General features: G+C 48.4%; 12 protein-coding genes. 6 read left to right on the forward strand and 6 right to left on the reverse strand.

The features are described 5' to 3' along the window. Positions 1 to 10: 10 nt before the first annotated feature. A complete protein-coding gene (locus ACTJKB_RS07825; protein WP_440833029.1) occupies positions 11 to 1,522 on the forward strand; it encodes a glycoside hydrolase family 43 protein in 1,512 nt (503 codons plus the stop codon). Positions 1,523 to 1,550: 28 nt separating this feature from the next. Here the strand turns inward: ACTJKB_RS07825 and ACTJKB_RS07830 are convergent, their stop codons facing one another. Continuing rightward, positions 1,551 to 2,429, reverse strand: coding sequence for an AraC family transcriptional regulator (locus tag ACTJKB_RS07830; protein WP_440833031.1), 879 nt, complete (start codon positions 2,427 to 2,429; stop codon positions 1,551 to 1,553). A 129-nt stretch (positions 2,430 to 2,558) separates the two neighbouring features. Between ACTJKB_RS07830 and ACTJKB_RS07835 the strand changes: the two genes are divergently transcribed. After that, a complete protein-coding gene (locus tag ACTJKB_RS07835) occupies positions 2,559 to 4,541 on the forward strand; it encodes a glycoside hydrolase family 31 protein (RefSeq protein ID WP_440833033.1) in 1,983 nt (660 codons plus the stop codon). A 40-nt stretch (positions 4,542 to 4,581) separates the two neighbouring features. Here ACTJKB_RS07835 and ACTJKB_RS07840 read toward each other — a convergent pair whose 3' ends face one another. Beyond that, the gene (locus ACTJKB_RS07840; RefSeq protein WP_074085540.1) at positions 4,582 to 5,373 is read right to left on the reverse strand and encodes a helix-turn-helix transcriptional regulator; all 792 of its coding nucleotides are present in this window, start codon (positions 5,371 to 5,373) and stop codon (positions 4,582 to 4,584) included. A 183-nt stretch (positions 5,374 to 5,556) separates the two neighbouring features. On the opposite strand from ACTJKB_RS07840, the gene ACTJKB_RS07845 reads away from it, so the two are divergent. The 3 genes from ACTJKB_RS07845 (at position 5,557) to ACTJKB_RS07855 (ending at position 9,777) form a co-directional block, all read left to right on the forward strand. After that, positions 5,557 to 7,371, forward strand: coding sequence for a family 43 glycosylhydrolase (locus ACTJKB_RS07845; protein WP_440833034.1), 1,815 nt, complete (start codon positions 5,557 to 5,559; stop codon positions 7,369 to 7,371). A 71-nt stretch (positions 7,372 to 7,442) separates the two neighbouring features. After that, positions 7,443 to 8,975 carry a carboxylesterase/lipase family protein gene (locus ACTJKB_RS07850; protein ID WP_440833035.1) on the forward strand — a complete coding sequence of 511 codons (1,533 nt, stop codon included), beginning with the start codon at positions 7,443 to 7,445 and terminating at the stop codon, positions 8,973 to 8,975. A gap of 13 nt (positions 8,976 to 8,988) precedes the next feature. Then, a complete protein-coding gene (locus ACTJKB_RS07855; protein WP_440833036.1) occupies positions 8,989 to 9,777 on the forward strand; it encodes an alpha/beta hydrolase in 789 nt (262 codons plus the stop codon). Positions 9,778 to 10,177: 400 nt separating this feature from the next. Here the strand turns inward: ACTJKB_RS07855 and ACTJKB_RS07860 are convergent, their stop codons facing one another. The 4 genes from ACTJKB_RS07860 to ACTJKB_RS07875 all read right to left on the reverse strand — a co-directional run bounded on the left by ACTJKB_RS07860 (position 10,178) and on the right by ACTJKB_RS07875 (position 14,990). Beyond that, the gene (locus ACTJKB_RS07860; RefSeq protein ID WP_440833038.1) at positions 10,178 to 11,968 is read right to left on the reverse strand and encodes a hypothetical protein; all 1,791 of its coding nucleotides are present in this window, start codon (positions 11,966 to 11,968) and stop codon (positions 10,178 to 10,180) included. Positions 11,969 to 12,009: 41 nt separating this feature from the next. Further along, on the reverse strand, positions 12,010 to 12,978 hold the full coding sequence (locus ACTJKB_RS07865) for a carbohydrate ABC transporter permease (protein WP_440833039.1): 969 nt from the start codon (positions 12,976 to 12,978) through the stop codon (positions 12,010 to 12,012). Next, the gene (locus ACTJKB_RS07870) at positions 12,975 to 13,829 is read right to left on the reverse strand and encodes an ABC transporter permease subunit (protein ID WP_440833041.1); all 855 of its coding nucleotides are present in this window, start codon (positions 13,827 to 13,829) and stop codon (positions 12,975 to 12,977) included. Before ACTJKB_RS07870 ends, ACTJKB_RS07865 begins: the two co-directional genes overlap by 4 nt. Positions 13,830 to 14,279: 450 nt before the next feature. Further along, positions 14,280 to 14,990 carry a response regulator transcription factor gene (locus tag ACTJKB_RS07875; RefSeq protein WP_440833043.1) on the reverse strand — a complete coding sequence of 237 codons (711 nt, stop codon included), beginning with the start codon at positions 14,988 to 14,990 and terminating at the stop codon, positions 14,280 to 14,282. Positions 14,991 to 15,358: 368 nt separating this feature from the next. Here ACTJKB_RS07875 and ACTJKB_RS07880 point away from each other — a divergent pair, with 368 nt between their 5' ends. Continuing rightward, positions 15,359 to 16,750, forward strand: coding sequence for an ABC transporter substrate-binding protein (locus tag ACTJKB_RS07880; RefSeq protein ID WP_440833045.1), 1,392 nt, complete (start codon positions 15,359 to 15,361; stop codon positions 16,748 to 16,750). The last annotated feature ends 75 nt before the right edge of the window (positions 16,751 to 16,825 follow it).

The raw sequence follows: 16,825 nt of genomic DNA on the forward strand, positions 1-16,825 counted from the left end.
GGGCTGTACAGTGAATACCGCTACCATAACCAATCCTATCATGTGGGCAGATGTTCCGGATGTTGACGTCATCCGGGTTGGCTCTATATTCTATATGGTCAGCACGAGTATGCATTCCATGCCGGGCTGTCCGATTATGAAATCAGTTAACCTAGTGAATTGGGAAATCGTAAATTATGTATTCGATACCTTTGAGGATAACGATGCCCACCGGCTGCTGGACGGAAAAGGTATTTACGGAAAAGGCTCATGGGCGGCATCGCTCCGTTACAAAGACGGGGTATTCTATGTTTGTTTCTCATCCAATGACATGGACCAGTTCTATATCTACCGCACCGGGGATATTGAACATGGGATATGGGAACGTTCGGTGATAGAGGGGCTTCACCATGATCCGGCCCTGCTGCTGGATGATGATAACCGCAATTATGTGATCTACGGTAATGGGGATATCCGGATTAAGGAGCTGACAGAGGATCTTACGGCTGTAAAGCCGGGTGGAACCGATCAACTGCTGTTCGAAGGCGATCGGATAGACATTGGTCTGCGGATCGAAGGTTGTCATGCGTACAAGCTGAACGGTTATTACTATTTGTTCTTTATTGAATGGCCGCGTACCGGAAATATGCGCAGGCGTCAAATATGCTACCGTTCACGCGAACTTCTGGGTCCCTATGAACGGGAAATTATTCTGGACGATGATCTGGGCTACCATAATAATGGTGTGGCTCAAGGCGGTATTGTTGATACCCCGGATCATGATTGGTATGCTGTGCTGTTCCAGGATCATGATGCTGTCGGGCGGATTCCCTGTGTGCTTCCTGTGAGCTGGAAGAACGATTGGCCGGTCATTGGGAATAATGGCTCAGTACCTCGAGTTTTTGAGACAAAGCTTCCTGTTGCGGAACCGATGCCTCTGGTCATCAGCGATGAGTTCGATTATGAGACCAACCGGCTGGCCCTGAACTGGCAATGGAACCATAATCCTGACCCTGGGCTGTGGTCTGTGACAGAGCGGCCGGGCTATCTGCGCCTCCACACCGGTCAATTCACAGACAGCATCCTATTCGCACGCAATACGCTGACGCAACGTACGGAAGGTCCGGCCTGCAGCGCGGAAACAGTGCTGGAGATCTCGGGAATGAAGCCTGGCGACCGGGCAGGAATGGTAGCGCTGCAGAATGGATTTGGCACGGTAAGGATCGCGGCCGGGGAGCCAGGACAGTTCAGCATCGATATGTGTGTTAACGGCGGTGACGGCTGCGAGGAGGCGGTGGAGAGCATCGTGTTCACCGGTGAACGGGTGTATCTCAGAATTGACTTCAATTTCGAGGATAGCCTTGACCAGGCACAGTTCTTCTATTCAGAGGACGGAACAGCGTGGAAGCCAATCGGCCGGACGCTGAAAATGAAATTCACGCTGGATCATTTTATGGGGTATAGAATTGGACTGTTCAATTACGCGACCCATCAGTCCGGCGGTTATGCTGATTTCGATTATTTCCATTTTATTAGGCCCTAAAGATTGAAAAGGAAACAGCCCGCTATGGTCAGATAAAATGCGTAATGTAGACGCTAGGAGTCATGGCGGTGATCCTTTTGAACATTCGTCCAAAGTACGTCAGGTTAGAAAAGCCGACTTTATAGGCAACTTCCTGGATAGAGTACCGGTTAAGCTGAAGCAGCCTGCAGGCTTCATGTATCCGAAGCATATTTACATATTCGATCAACGTTTTTCCGGTGTTTTTTTTGAATAAATGACAGAAATAATTGGGTGTTACACAGCAGATCCGGGCAGCTTCCTCTACCGTCAGCGGTTCATGGAAATGGTTGCTAAGATGGATCAATAAAGGCTGAATCCCTGCCTCCCGGTGCTCTGCCTTTGAGTTTGGAGAGGTGAATTCCGCCAATGGATACGCGAGGCCTAGGGAGGAGAACAGATCGCCTTTTATGCATAGTTCATAGCCAAAGGTTTTGTTCTGATAGCTGAGAATAATGCGTTCCATACATTCCCTGATAGACTTGGTAACCGGTTCATGGATGAGATAGAAGTCGGGCAGCAGAAGCTCACCGGCCAGAAGCGGACGGATGTACTGGATTTCAGTATAATCCCTCATTCCATTAAGCAGTGCTTCGTTAAAGACGATTGCATACAGCTCACTGCCATCCTCTGTTGGATAAGCCGCATGAATCTGGGGCTGGCCGACAAAGGCGACCTCTCCCCTCACTAATTCTCTGGAATTTGGGCCGACTTGGACCCGGAAGCTGCCTTTGGTAATCAGAATCCATTCGAGATGGTTATGCCAATGGGGCGGAATAATGCTCCGGTCCGGAAAGTAGATATGAAAAACGTTGATCGGAAACAGATTCTCCGGAATGTCAGTATGCTCTTTTTTCCACGGATAGGGCTGGTCTTCGAAAGATTCCATGGTTATAAACTCCTCCAATAAAACGTAATATCGTATGATAGATGCGTACTTTTATGAGTAGTATGGCGGTTCTGCAATCTTTATAATGTGGTTGCAACCTTATTATAGAACTGTTGGAGGTATCGTACTATGTTTCGTGAAGAGAATGGAAGACTGATTAGAGAATATGACCATGAAAGAGTCTGGATCGAACCTTGGGGAGAACATGCGCTGCGTGTCCGGGCTTCCTATTCGGAGATCACCGATGATGATTGGGCGCTCTTGCCTGCACCGGCGATTAAATGTGAGGTAACCATCGATAAGGGGAAAGCGACGATTGTCAATGGAAATATCAAGGCGGAGATCACTGACAAAGGGCAGATTTTCTATTATAACCAGCATGGCAAACTATTGATTAACGAAACGGAAGATACCTATCAATTAAAATATGGAGGAAGAGAACTCCGGGCCATTCCCGGCGGCAGTGATTTTTCCGTGAAGCTCCGGCTGGAAGCGGAGCCTTCCGAGAAGCTGTATGGAATGGGGCAATACCAGCATCAATTTTTGAATTTAAAGGGCTGCTCCTTGGAGCTGACCCACCGCAACAGCCAGATCAGTGTTCCGTTTGTACTCTCCAGTGCCGGTTATGGCTTTTTGTGGCATAATCCGGCAATCGGGCAGGCGCATTTCAGCCTGAATGTTACGGAATGGACAGCCCCGTCGGCCAAACAACTGGATTATTGGATCACGGCCGGTGATACTCCTGCAGAAATCGAGGAAGCCTATGCCAAGGCTACCGGAACGGTACCGATGATGCCGGACTACGGCATGGGTTTCTGGCAATGCAAGCTTCGGTACCGTACCCAGGAAGAATTGCTGGAGGTGGCCAGGGAGTATAAACGCCGGAATCTGCCTATCGATGTCATCGTGGTAGACTTTTTCCACTGGACGAATCAAGGAGACTGGAGATTTGACCCCGATTACTGGCCTGATCCTGAGGGTATGGTGCAAGAACTGCAGGAGATGGGGATAGAGTTAATGGTCTCCGTATGGCCGACCGTACAAACGGAGAGCGAAAACTATCAGGAGATGCTGGAAAAGGGATATCTGCTCCGCTCCGACCGCGGTGTCCGCACACAATTCCAGTTTCTTGGGCAAAACGCCATTTTTGATGCAACCAACCCTGAAGCCCGGCAGTTTCTATGGGGACTGATTAAGCAGAACTATTACGACAAAGGCATCCGGGTATTCTGGCTCGATGAGGCAGAGCCTGAACTGACTGTCTACGACCACGATATCTACCGTTACCATATCGGCTCCAGCAAGCAAATCGGAAATATCTATCCGGTGAAGTTCAGCCAGACCTTTTACGACGGCATGTCCGCCGAGGGACAATCGGGCATCATCAATCTGGTGCGCTCCGCCTGGGCGGGAAGCCAGCGCTACGGTGCTCTGGTATGGTCTGGAGATATCCACTCCAGCTTCAAGGTTCTGGGCATTCAGGTGAGGGCCGGCCTGAATATGGCCATGGCGGGAATTCCTTGGTGGACAACGGATATCGGCGGCTTTCACGGCGGCAATGCGGGAGACCCTTCGTTCCTTGAGCTGATGGTGCGCTGGTTCCAATACGGTGCGTTCTCTCCGGTTTTTCGGCTTCATGGGGACCGTCAGCCTTTTGTTCCGCCTACCGGAACGAAAGGGGGAGGCGTTTGTGGAAGCGGCTCGGATAATGAGGTATGGAGCTATGGGGAAGAGGCATATGCCATATTCAAGGAACTCATGCAGATCAGAGAGCGTCTGAAGCCCTATATCTCTGGTTTGATGAAGGCTGCTCATGAGAAGGGAACACCGCCCATGCGTCCTTTGTTCTATGATTTCCCTCAGGACCCGGAAGCCTGGGAAGTGGAAGACCAGTATATGTTTGGTCCCGATCTTCTGGTCGCCCCAGTGCTGTTCGAAGGGGTAAGGCAGCGCAAGGTATATTTGCCGTCCGGATCCCATTGGACCCATGCCTATACCCGTGAAAAATTTGCAGGCGGCCAGGTCATTATGTCGGATGCGCCGCTAAATCAGATTCCCCTGTTCTTACGTGATGATGCGGCGCTGCCTGTCCATGGTGAACCCGAAAAATAAAGAAGGGCTACCCTAGCTGAACCTGGGAGCCGCTCTCAAATCATTTGTCAGCCGGTTCCTTCGGTTCCTTGGAGGCGAGTGTTTCCCGGTAAGCCTTGGGGGAGTAACCCGTAAGCTGCCGAAACTGTCTGCAGAAATGCTCCACATTTGCATACCCGCAAAGGGTTGCGACCTCGGCAATTTTATGTGGACCAAAGCCAAGCTTTTCTTTGGCCAGCCGAATCCGGCAATGAATGACATCCTCCATGCAGGAGATTCCGAAGGTAGATTTATATATCGTCTGCAGATAGCCTGCACTGATATGCAGATACTCTGCCATTAAGGAAACGGTCCAAGGATGGCCGGGGTTATTGTAAAGCGTCTTACGCAAGCTTAGAAGATTATAGTATTGCGGGTTCAGCTTGTCTTGTGACGCTTCGCACAGCTTATTGAAGATAATTCGAAACAGGTAGTCGATGGACAGTTCCCTGTAATCATTCTGAAAAGTATGCTCAAAGGTCAGCAGTTGAAACAGCTGATGGCAATAGCTGGGGTCCGGCAGCGAGAATGGAACACCAACAGGCAAAGTGGTTTCAGTGATGTAGGATTCGTCCGCATCGAAACGGACCCAGTCGTTAACGTACTTATTGGAACAAGCACGATAATAGATAGTGTGCTTAGGAGGATAAAGAATAACAGAGTGGGCCGGATACTCTTTCAATTCTCCGTTCACTTCAAACAACGCCGCAGTTTGTGTGAGCACCAGAAGCCAGGCATCATGGCCATCGGGAATACTGAAGACAAAATCGTCAGGATGAGTAGCGTCAAATTCGACATAATGAATCTTGGGCATTGGCTTCTCCTTTCTTCGGATACATCAATTAATGGACAGGATAAATCATTGTTTGGAATTCGGTAATTCCCTATAATTTATATTGTAAATCAAGGGAATTTGAAAATATTTCTGGATTCTACCACTGAAATTCGAGTTTCTTGTCATTAGAAATTATCAATAATGAAGGAAGGTCATTTGTTAATGATACCACAACATAACGAAGATCGGAATTATATCCTTTGCTACACCCGGTTACCGCAGGAGGATATGGTATATGCTCCGAAACTGGCGCACAGCATGCACTTGGCTTATTGCAATGACGGGCTTCTTTTTCAGGAATTAAACCATAATTCGGGGGTTTTATTCGCCAAGGCGACAGAGAACGAGGATGGTACACTCCGGGCTAAGAGCCTGAAGAACCCGTACCTGTTCCACACCTCCGAGGGGAATTTCGGGGTGATCGCAGTCCGTACGGAGGCAGAAGGCGAAGCCGATGCAGAAAGTAAGGGGAAAGTGCTGGTGTTCTCCTCCGGTGACTTGCTGCAATACAACGAAGTTGGACTGCTGGAGCTTAAGGCGGATACTTTTGTAAGCGATGTCTCCTGCGAGTACGATGCCGGCCGGAAAGGCTACCTGATCCGCTGGATCGATGATCGGGGGAATGGTTATCAGAATTTTATAGCTGATATCATGAGTCTGAAGGAAATCTCAGCACCGGAAGCGGCGCAGCCTTTTACCCTGGAGGCAGTGCTTGCCGATATTGAGGGGGTCCTGCCGCGTAACTACATCCCGGTATCGAAAGAAATAGCCCGCAGGCTCTACTGTAAGCTTACGGTTCCAACCAACATTGCCATTGAAGTTCCAGACCGTGTGACAGCAGCATCGGAAAAGGACTTGGAAGAGATCCGGGCGACGGCTCTCTACAGTGACGGCACTCAAGCGCTGAAAAGAGTGGATTGGAATACGGAAAAAATCCATTGGGACAAGGCTGGAACCTATAGAATTTCCGGTGAAGTCCATCAAGATCATTACCCGTTTCCGGTTGCATTCGACCGTGCAGACCCCTGTATAGCGAAATGGAAAGGGAAGTATTATTTCATTGCTACCAACGATGCTGACCATAATCACACGCTATATATGCGGGAAGCAGATACCATCCCCGGGCTGGCAGATGCCGAGGAAGCATTGATTCTGGATTCGAATACCTATGAACAGATCGGCGGACTGCTGTGGGCGCCGGAATTTCACAGCATTGAGGATGAACTATATATCTTTCATGCGGCAACACCGGGAGAGTTCCTGCATGAAGAGTCGCATGTCATGAAGTTACGTGCAGAAGGAAATCCGATGTGTGCTGCTGACTGGTCGATGCCTAAGCGTGTAGTGAAGAAAGATGGTACATATTTATGCGAAGCAGGCAAAACCATTTCTCTCGATATGACTGTCATTCAATGGAACGGGGAGCATTACGCCGCATGGTCGGAGCGCCAGTTCGTGCCTGCCGATCTTGGAGCCTGGATCTATATCGCTACCATCGACCCGCAGGAGCCGTGGAAGCTGACCAGTGATCCGGTACTTCTGACCAAACCCGATTACGGGTGGGCCAATAATCATACTTTTGTAGATGAGGGGCCGTTTGCCCTCTACACCGAAGACAAATTATTCTTGACCTTTGCCAGCGCGGCAGTGGATGCAACCTATGTTGTGGGTCTCTTGACTGCCGATAAGGATGCAGATTTGCTGGACACCCGCAGTTGGACCAAAGGGAATTATCCGCTGCTGACCTCCAGAAGTGTTCCCGGAGAATATGGGCCGGGCCACAACTCCTATGTGACAGATGATGATGGGGTCATTTGGAATGCCTATCATGCAAGACCGGGGATTGACGGACCCAGAAGTTCCGGCGTGCGCCGTGTGCATTTTGACGTTGACGGTGTTCCGGTTTTGGATCTGACAGAAGATAAAGATCTGTGCCGGGAGTTAAAGAAGGTATCTATGGAAGTAACCGTGAAATAAACGCGGTTGCTTAAACAGAATAAGCAGATTCCTGTGTTCTTAAGCGCTGATATCCAGAGAGGAGTAATGGCATGTTAAGAGCAGTTCGTGTTGAAAATGGTATCGTTCAGGGGTTGCCGGCAGCTGATCCGCGTATTACCAGCTTCAAAGGAATTCCGTTTGCGGCCCCGCCTGTAGGGGAGAACCGCTGGCGTGCTCCCCAGCCTGTACAGAACTGGGAAGGGGAATTGAAAGCGTATGATTTTGCTCCTATTTCGATGCAGGCCCCGACAGTCATAGATGTGAATAATATTTATACCCGCGAATGGTCGGTCGATCCGGATCTTCCGATGGATGAGGACTGTCTTTATCTGAACGTCTGGACACCGGCCGTCAGCGCCCATGAGAAGCTTCCTGTCTTTGTATGGTATTTTGGCGGAGGACTCCAGGTTGGCCATACTGCTGAAATGGAGTTTGACGGCGAACGCATTGCCCGCAGGGGGATTGTCGTTGTGACCGTGAATTACCGCCTGAACGCGTTTGGCTTTCTGAGCCATCCCGAGATTACTGCGGAATCCCCTGATGCACCCGCGAATTTCGGACATCTGGATCAGCAGGCGGGCACACAGTGGGTGAAACGCAATATCACTGCTTTTGGCGGAGACCCGGACCAAATCACAATCGGCGGACAATCGGCCGGTGGCGGAAGTGTGCTGAGCCAACTGACCTCGCCGCAGAATGAAGGATTGTTTCAGCGGGCTGTGATTATGAGCGGGATCTTTACTCCGCTGTACCCGGACAACCCGGTGCCTCCGCAGCACCGGACCTTGAAAGATGCTGAAGAGGAGGGTGCAGCGTTCTTTGAATTTATGGGAGTGTCGACTCTGGAAGAGGCCCGCAAGCTGGATGCCGTCTATATCCGCGATAAAATGCTGGAGTACGGCAGCTTCTGGGGCACGGTCATGGACCAGTTGTACTGTCCGGGCGACCCGTATGACCTTTTTCTGAAGGGACAGCACCATAAGGTACCGGTCATGCTGGGAAATACCTCATCCGAATTTTTTGCTGTTCCAGGTGCTGGAAGCGTGGATGAATTCAGAGCCATGGCGGCTATAATGTTCGGCGGGGAAGCGGAAGAGTACCTTAAGCTATGCGGCGTTGATTCAGGAAAGCTGGAGGAAATGATACAGAAGGCTTCCGTGAGCAATATTGAATATGCGGTCCGTATTGCCGTTAAGGCCAATAGCGATTCCGGCAGCGGCGTTCCGATGTATTATTACACGTTTGATGCCGACATTCCCGGATGGGATGATCCAGGAACCTTCCATTCGGTGGATCTGTGGTTCCACTTCGAAACGCTGGCCAAATGCTGGCGGCCTTTTGTGGGCAAGCATTATGACCTTGCACGCCAGATGTGCAATTATCTAGCCTATTTCATTGGCACGGGTGATCCGAACGGCAAGGATTCCACCGGTGAGGAGTTGCCTCTATGGAAACCGTGTACGCCGGAAACGCCTTACGGTATGGCTTTTGGTGACAAGGCGGAATTTGAGGAGGAGCCTCCGGGTGAGGTTATGCAATTTCTGGTCGAGCAATATTTCAAACGGCAATCCATTCATATATAGGAGATGAGCGGCAATGAACGAGAGCAATCCAGAGTATAAGATGCAAACGGCACCGGCCGGATATGACAAGGAGAGGGAAGGCATTGCCCGGGGAATAATCCAAACCGTAGAATATCCCTCTAGAGTAGTAGGCAACACCCGGAAGGCAATGGTCTATACACCTCCCGGCTATTCCGCTGAGCAAGAATATAGCGTTCTGTATCTGCTGCACGGGATTGGCGGGGATGAGACGGAATGGTACAATCACGGCAAACCTCAGATCATTCTGGACAATCTGTATGCGGATCAAATGCTGAAGCCCATGATTGTGGTTCTTCCGAACGGCCGGGCGATGCTGAATGACCGGGCGGAAGGAGATCTTTTTGCTCCAGACAAGGTACAGGCGTTCGAAACCTTCGAATCGGATTTGCTTCATGATCTAATCCCCTATATCGAAGCGAATTATCCGGTCCGTACAGACCGGATGCACCGTGCCATTGCCGGATTATCCATGGGCGGAGGTCAATCCCTGAATATCGGTCTGAATAATATGGACCGTTTCGCCTGGATCGGGGCATTCTCACCGGCTCCCAATACGAAGCTGCCTGAACTGTTGCTTCCAGAGCCGCAGAAGGCCGCAGAGCTGCTTAGTCTGCTCTGGCTATCGTGCGGGGATCTGGACAGTCTCAAGAATGTCAGCGACCGGACGCATGCTTATTTGTCGCAGTATTCCGTGCCGCATATCTGGGTAGAGGAAAACGGTGACCATGATTGGCCGGTCTGGAAGAACGGTTTGTATCAGTTCTCCAAGCTCATTTTTTAGCGGACCAGTTCAAGAATTAATTAGAATATTCTAGTTATAGGACCGTTCTTGGGTCTTAAAGCCGAAAACATAGCAAAGCAGCGATTCTCCCATTATTGGAGGATCGCTGCTTGTGTTTTTGAAGAGTGAAATTCGTATCCCGCTTAAACAGCGGAGAGGACGGACTGATTGTGGAAAAGCGGTAGCGGTCGCTTTGGTCTCCAGATTTTCACCGCTAAGGGGAATGAAAAAATCTGGAGAGCGATTGGAACAACGGCCCGTTCACGCAGCGTCCACCCAAGCGAAAACATACATCCTAATCAAAACCAAGGGGCTATCCCAAGCCATTTCATGGCTTTGGGACAGCCCCCTTTCCACTTAGTTAGAACTGAAGAGATGCATGCTTTGGGGCAATAATAATCTATTTGTTGGCTACCGCATCGGCACGCATTTTAACGATTTTTTGTGCTCTTTCCGTATCTACGGCAAGAACATCATTCCAACCGAGACCCACTACATCGGACTGCAGCTTGGTCCAGAGCTTATCGAATTCTGCTTGATCCTTGGCGAATATCATTTTCCAGGATGTATTCTTTACATAATCCGAAATCTGACTGCGTTTATTCTTGATGTCCGAGGAGTCCGACCCGAGACTTGTATTAATATTTGGTACGATATCGATCATATTGTTTTTCTGATAGTACTCTGTCGGAGTGGTTGCATTATAAGCCTTCTGCCATTCCGTAGTCAGAACCGTCTTGTTCGCCTCGATGGTTGAGCTCCAGTAAGTGCTGTTGTAGAATTCCTTCGTGTCCGGATCTACCACAAAGTCACTCATAATCATAGTATTGAGCTTGCTCTGGCCGTCTTGATATCCGCCACCACCGTATTGTTCAGGAACAGGAGTGTTATCCTGGAAGGCCGTTTGTCCTACTTCAGTCAGTTTGAACTTGCCGTCAGCCGTCTTTTCATAGTTGAAGCCTTCGAATCCATTGGTATAGTAGCGCAGACCTTCCGGAGAGGACAGCCAATCCATGAATTCAATGATTCTTTCCGGATTCTTTGCTTTTGAACCAATAGCAAATACTCTTCCGTTTCCGAAGTAGGCATCACTATTCTGGATAATATGGGTATCGGCGATCGGAATGGCCACATTGCCGTCACCTTTATTGCCTCTTTCAATGGTATTGTAGAAGCCTCTTTCCCATGAATACCATAAGAGCAACACTTGTTTGCCCGTCAGCTTTTCATTGACTTTATTCCAATCCTGGGACGGGGAGTCAGGGTCAACCAGCCCCATCTGATTGGCGTCATAATAGAATTGGAGGATTTTCTTATACATACTGTTGTCGTCCACGAGAGGAACGATATCGCCTTTGGCATTTAACTGTATGGTCGAGGTTCCGTCTGGCTGCTCATAACCGTACCAGTTGCTTAACCAACGAACGTTCTCCATACTTCCGTTGTCCCAGTCCTTCCATAAGGTTATCGGAACAATTGGTTTACCGTCTGGTGTCTTGGGATACTTCTCTTGCATCTGCTTCAGTGCATTCAGAAGATCGGTCAGATTGTTCAGCTTAGGCGATCCAATTCCCTTGTAATAATCCCAAGGCATAAGTGGACTGGAGTAAGGGAGTTCTTCCGAGAACGTTGTCGGGGAAGTGTCCGATGTAAAGGTCGGCAGCGCATAAATCTTGCCATCAGGATTGATGCTCTGGAATGCAGCGTTGAAAGGCTTGAAGTGATTGTCCACATATTTGGACAGGTACTCTGTATTCTTGATCTTATCCGTGATATCCATAATCATACCCGCGGGAATCAATTCTTCCAGCTGACTGTTATCAATAATCAGGAGGTCTCCCAGATCTCCCGATGCCGATCTGGTCTTGTATAGCTGATCGCCGGCAACTTGCGGAGATAGAATATTTAAGGTGATATTGAATTTATCCTTAATCAGCTTTCCGTACCATCCGGTCTGCTCCCCCTGGTAATTTGCTGCGTTGTCAAACACAGTAATGGTCAGCGGTTTGCTGTGATCAATTCCTGTAGCCGGATTGGATGACTCGGTTGCTGTTCCCGGATCAGGTGATCCCGTTGCTGTAGCTGCATTGTTGGAATTGCCGCCGCACCCGCTCAATACCGTTGTTACCAGAAGTAAGGTGGTCCCAAACAGCATTGAGGATTTTTTTGCCAGCTTAATGTGTTTATTCATTTACAGCCCCCCAAATGATTGATTTATCATAATAGTGCAAATTAACCTTTGACTGCACCAATTATAATTCCTTTTACAAAAAACCTTTGGAAAATCGGATAAACCAGCAAAATTGGAGCGACCACGATGATGGTAACAGTCATGCGAATGGATGTGGTGGTCTGCTTGGTGGACAGACTGGCCATGGCGGTTGATCCGGCATTCTGCAGATTGACCATGGTGGATAAGGAGCTGGCCTGATTGATGTAGTTATACAGAATAAACTGCAAGCTATACAATTTGCTATCCGTAACCAACAGCAGCGTATCCTGAAAGGAATTCCACTGGTTCACTGCCGAGAATATGGCGACTGTCGCCAATATCGGTTTGCTGATGGGCAAGATAATTTTGTAAAAGATCGTGAAAATCCCGGCACCGTCAATGCTGGCCGCCTGCTGCAATTCCTTCGGCGTGGATTCCACGAACGTTTTTACAAGAATGATGAAGAACGGCGCTACGATGGACGGCAGGATGTATGCCAGGAAACTGTTGGTGAGGTGCAAGGATCTCATGGTCAAATACCATGGAATAATCCCGGCATTAAAAAACATCGTAATAATGGTAAAGCGGTACCAGAATTTTTTCCCCCACATATCCTCCTGGGCAAACATGAATCCCAAAAAGGCTGAGGCCCCGACCGTCAAAAGTGTGCCTATAACTGTTCTCCCCAAAGAAATAACAAATGCATTCCACAGTCCCGGTATTTTAAACACGTCAACATAGTTCTGGAAATGGATCCCCCTCGGCCAAAACGCAATTTCACCTTTGGCGCTGAGATCGTTGGCGCTTATGGTATTGATAATGATGGAGTAGAACGGATATACACACATAAATGCAAAGAGAGAAAACAGGACATAGATCACTGCAGAAATCATTTTGTCGGTTGCGCTGACCTGCATTTTTATTTTTTTGGAGATGCGGCTGTTATTGTCTGTGGCAATCGGTGCCAGTTCCGTCTGGTTGTCACTCATACGATGCCCTCTCCTCTTAACAATTTGGACAGCCCGTTTACGGAAAAGAGAAGCGCAACACTAATCAGGCTTTTCAGCATACTGATCGCGACGGAAACGGAATAGCTGCCGCCTCCCATGGCCAGGTTATATACATATAAATCCAATACCTGTATGGTGTCTTTGTTGAAGGCATTCTGGAAAACGAAATATTGCTCCAATCCATTGTTCAGGAAGCTGGCAATCTGGAGCATCAACAGCACGAAATATGTCGGCAGCATACTTGGCAAAACCACATGCCGGATGACCTGCATTCTTGTCGCACCGTCTACATAAGCCGCTTCATAAAGAGATTCATCGATCCCCATTATGGCTGCGATATACAATATGGCCGACCAACCCAGTCCTTTCCATGTAATCCATACCCACATCGTAACCCAAACATGTTCAGAGTTTTGAAGGAATAGTACAGGAGAATCGATAACCCCCAACTGGGTCAAAAATCCGTTGACGACTCCTTCACTGGAGAACATGGAAAATGCCAGGGAATAGACCAGCACCCAGCTGATAAAGTTCGGAAGGGTCGTAACGGTCTGGATGAATTTGCGGAAACGGACGGCTTTGATCTCAGTCAGGAAAATGGCAAAGATCATGGGGAGCCAAGAGAAAAGTATGCTCAGCCCGCTGATACCGAATGTGTTTTTGATGACCTGAAGCAGTTGATCGACCTTCACCTGGTTCTCTACCAGGGAATGAAACCATTTTAAACCGACAAAAGGCGATTGTGACAGCGGAATCGGCGGCATATAGTCAAAGAATGCATATACCCATCCATAGAGAGGATAGTACGCAAAGATAGCAAGTAAAACCATAAAGGGCGAAATATAAAGGAATTTTCGTATAGAATTGCTTCTCATGCTATGACTACGCATCGGTTCACTCCCCCTTTGTATAATTGGAGCCTTCAACAGGACTGCTATACCCTAAACCTAATGGCCGGTATGCACGCCTCCTTCCATTAACAATTTGCGATTTGCCTGCCGGGCTAATCTGAACGTTATAGTACCCTAACCACCCCTTAATGTTAGCGCTTACATAACTATGCAACTATAATAAGTTATCGTTTTCTTTCAAACAATGACCAATCCTCACGATTTATTGATCTATTATTAGATAAAACCGAAATGGGATAACAGTTCCCCTTCATTAATTCAAGTATTTAGTACAATTACAAAATTTTATATGTAACGGCTGCATTGTCTGGTAAAGGACGAGCAGCCGTTCGATATATTCCGTTCAAAGAATTGCATAAACAATCCAGCTCAGGCCGTGATGAAGCATTGCTTGCGGTATTCGTTCGCACTCGTCCCCGTATATTCTCTGAACTTTTTGTAGAACCAGTCCATTTCCGTATACCCGACAGCGTCCGCAATCTCATAGATTTTCATATCGGTGGTTTCCAGCAGCAGCTTCGCCTTCTCCATTCGCTGCCTCAGCAGGTATTCGTTGAAAGACATGTTCTCGTGCTGCTTGAATTTTTGTCCGAGATAAGCGCAGTTGAAATTCAGGGAATCGGATATCCGCTTCAGTGTAATATTCTGGTGCAGCTGATCATCCACGTACTGTTTTATCGTATTAATGATCGAACAGGAGGAGGCGGTGTCTCTTTCCTGGGCCGCTTCACCAACGGTTTGAGACGGAGTGTAGGATCTGCTCAGGGGTTCCAGTTTCCGTTTAACCGCTACCAAGCTTCTAGCCAGTTCTTCAGGGTTAACGGGGTCCGTCAAGTAATCGCTTACATCAAACGTCAGCGCTTTGCGTGCCAGATCAAAATCACTGCTGCCACCCAAAAGAATGATTGGAATCGAGCTTTCCCTGCGAATTTGCTCGCAGAGTCTCATGCCCGTCAAATGGTCGTTCCTAATATTAAGAAGAATGAGCGAGATACCTTCTCTCCGGATCAACGGGAGAATATCGGACGAATAATCGGTATGCAAGTGTATGCTGAAATCTGTAATCAAACCACCCGCCATATACGAAGCGATCTCCCTCAATTGGCTGTTTCGCTCGATACACAAGATTCTATACAATATGAAGACCCCGCTTTCCAAAGGAATTGAATGGAGTAACAATCAAGTGACTGGCTTCCAGGAATGATGACCAGGCTCATAAAATAGTGCTTACATTTCATTATGTGCAACAGAAGGAAAGGCTACAATGTGCATTTCTTGAGGCAGGTACCATTTGTTTACCAGATAAATTAAGTTCTTGAACAAGTGTACAGGGCTTTTAACCGGACCTATAATCTGTCGGGTGAACTGCTGAAGTTAGGCAGGTTGTTGCATGGGAATGTAAGCGCTAAACTTTCGAAGTAAGTCATTCATACTTGGGGGGGCACATAATGCGAGCAAAGAAAGTAATGTCAGTATTCACTAGTTTGATGTTAGTTGCTGCAATGACTGCATGCAGCGGGAACTCCGGCAACAGCGCCAATGCCGGCGGCGAGGCGTCAGCCAAGCCTACAGCTGCGGCGAATACATCGGGTACAGAGGCCAGCCCGGAAGCATCGGCGAGCGCAGAACCGACAAACGCCACACCTGAAATGGATTTTGATATGGGGGGCAAAACGATCAAGATTGTCTCCTGGTGGGATATGACGATTCCGGAGGATAACCCGGACAATATCCAGCGCCAGAAGAACCTGAAGGAGCTGGAAAAGAAGCATAATTTCAAGGTGAAGTACGTTGCACTAGACTATGGCGAATACCAGAAGAAGGTTGTGGCTTCACTGGTTGCCGGTGAACCTCTTGGGGATATTGTCAGAATGGGTAAGGCTTACATGATTCCGGCGCTGACCAAGCAGGACTTGTTCTGGCCGGTAGACGAGTATACCAAGAATGAGAATGCGTTCAACCAGGAGATGACCAGTAATTTCTCCCAATACAACGGCAAGGGATATGGCTTTTCAGAGAACACCGGCAATCTGATTAGCGGTATTTTTTATAACCGGACTCTGATGAAGAAGCTGGGAATGAAGCCGCTCCAGGAATATGTAGACGAAGATAACTGGAACTGGGATACCTTCACTCAAGTAGCGAAAGAGGCCAATAAGGATACTGATAACAACGGGAAACTTGATGTTTGGGGATTGGCTTCCTCCGGTTTCCTTGATATGGCACTTGCCTCGAATGAAACCGATCTTACCGTGGAAGACAAACAAAATCTCGATGATCCCAAAACCCTTGAAGTCTTCAAGTTCATCTCCAAGCTGGGAGCGGAGAAGGTAGGAAGACCGACAGAAGGCGGGGACTGGAAAGAGCCGGCTCAATTCTTCCGGCAGGGCAACACACTGATGTATGCCGGAGCGGACTATGAAGCCAGCGGCTTCAAGACAGATATGAAGGATTATGATATCGGCTTTGTTCCGTTTCCCAAAGGGCCAAGCGCTTCTGCTTATCACAGCGTGGAATCCAGTGTCCAGTTCCTGACCATTCCGAAGAAATCGGAGCATCCGGAATGGCTGCTCTATATCTGGGAGAAGATCAACGACATTGAATCGATCTACGATTATCCGAAACAGGCGTCTCTGGAAAGCACCTACGACAATGAGGAAGATATCAACAATGCGAAGCTGGTGGAGAGCGGAATGAGGCTAACGAACCATAACACATTCTCGACTATGCCTTACTACGACTTACTGGGCGAGCTTAATAAAGGAACTTCAGCGTCTACTGTCATCCAGAAGTACAAAGCGAAGGTTCAGGCATCTGTGGACGCCGTCTACAAAAAATAGACGGATAGCCTAATAAATCAACAGTCCCGGTAGGCTGCAAGCACCAGCCTGGCGGGCTGTTGTTCCAAATATGAT

Origin of the sequence: Paenibacillus sp. 22594 (genome assembly GCF_052044425.1) — a bacterium.
Lineage (GTDB): Bacteria > Bacillota > Bacilli > Paenibacillales > Paenibacillaceae > Paenibacillus_AQ.

Coding starts and splice junctions, on each gene's coding strand:
- ACTJKB_RS07830 (WP_440833031.1), bottom strand. CDS start 2,429: ATGGAATCTTTCGAAGACCAGCCCTATCCGTGGAAAAAAGAGCATACT.
- ACTJKB_RS07860 (WP_440833038.1), bottom strand. CDS start 11,968: ATGAATAAACACATTAAGCTGGCAAAAAAATCCTCAATGCTGTTTGGG.
- ACTJKB_RS07865 (WP_440833039.1), bottom strand. CDS start 12,978: ATGAGTGACAACCAGACGGAACTGGCACCGATTGCCACAGACAATAAC.
- ACTJKB_RS07835 (WP_440833033.1), top strand. CDS start 2,559: ATGTTTCGTGAAGAGAATGGAAGACTGATTAGAGAATATGACCATGAA.
- ACTJKB_RS07880 (WP_440833045.1), top strand. CDS start 15,359: ATGCGAGCAAAGAAAGTAATGTCAGTATTCACTAGTTTGATGTTAGTT.
- ACTJKB_RS07850 (WP_440833035.1), top strand. CDS start 7,443: ATGTTAAGAGCAGTTCGTGTTGAAAATGGTATCGTTCAGGGGTTGCCG.
- ACTJKB_RS07875 (WP_440833043.1), bottom strand. CDS start 14,990: ATGGCGGGTGGTTTGATTACAGATTTCAGCATACACTTGCATACCGAT.
- ACTJKB_RS07855 (WP_440833036.1), top strand. CDS start 8,989: ATGAACGAGAGCAATCCAGAGTATAAGATGCAAACGGCACCGGCCGGA.
- ACTJKB_RS07845 (WP_440833034.1), top strand. CDS start 5,557: ATGATACCACAACATAACGAAGATCGGAATTATATCCTTTGCTACACC.
- ACTJKB_RS07840 (WP_074085540.1), bottom strand. CDS start 5,373: ATGCCCAAGATTCATTATGTCGAATTTGACGCTACTCATCCTGACGAT.
- ACTJKB_RS07870 (WP_440833041.1), bottom strand. CDS start 13,829: ATGGTTTTACTTGCTATCTTTGCGTACTATCCTCTCTATGGATGGGTA.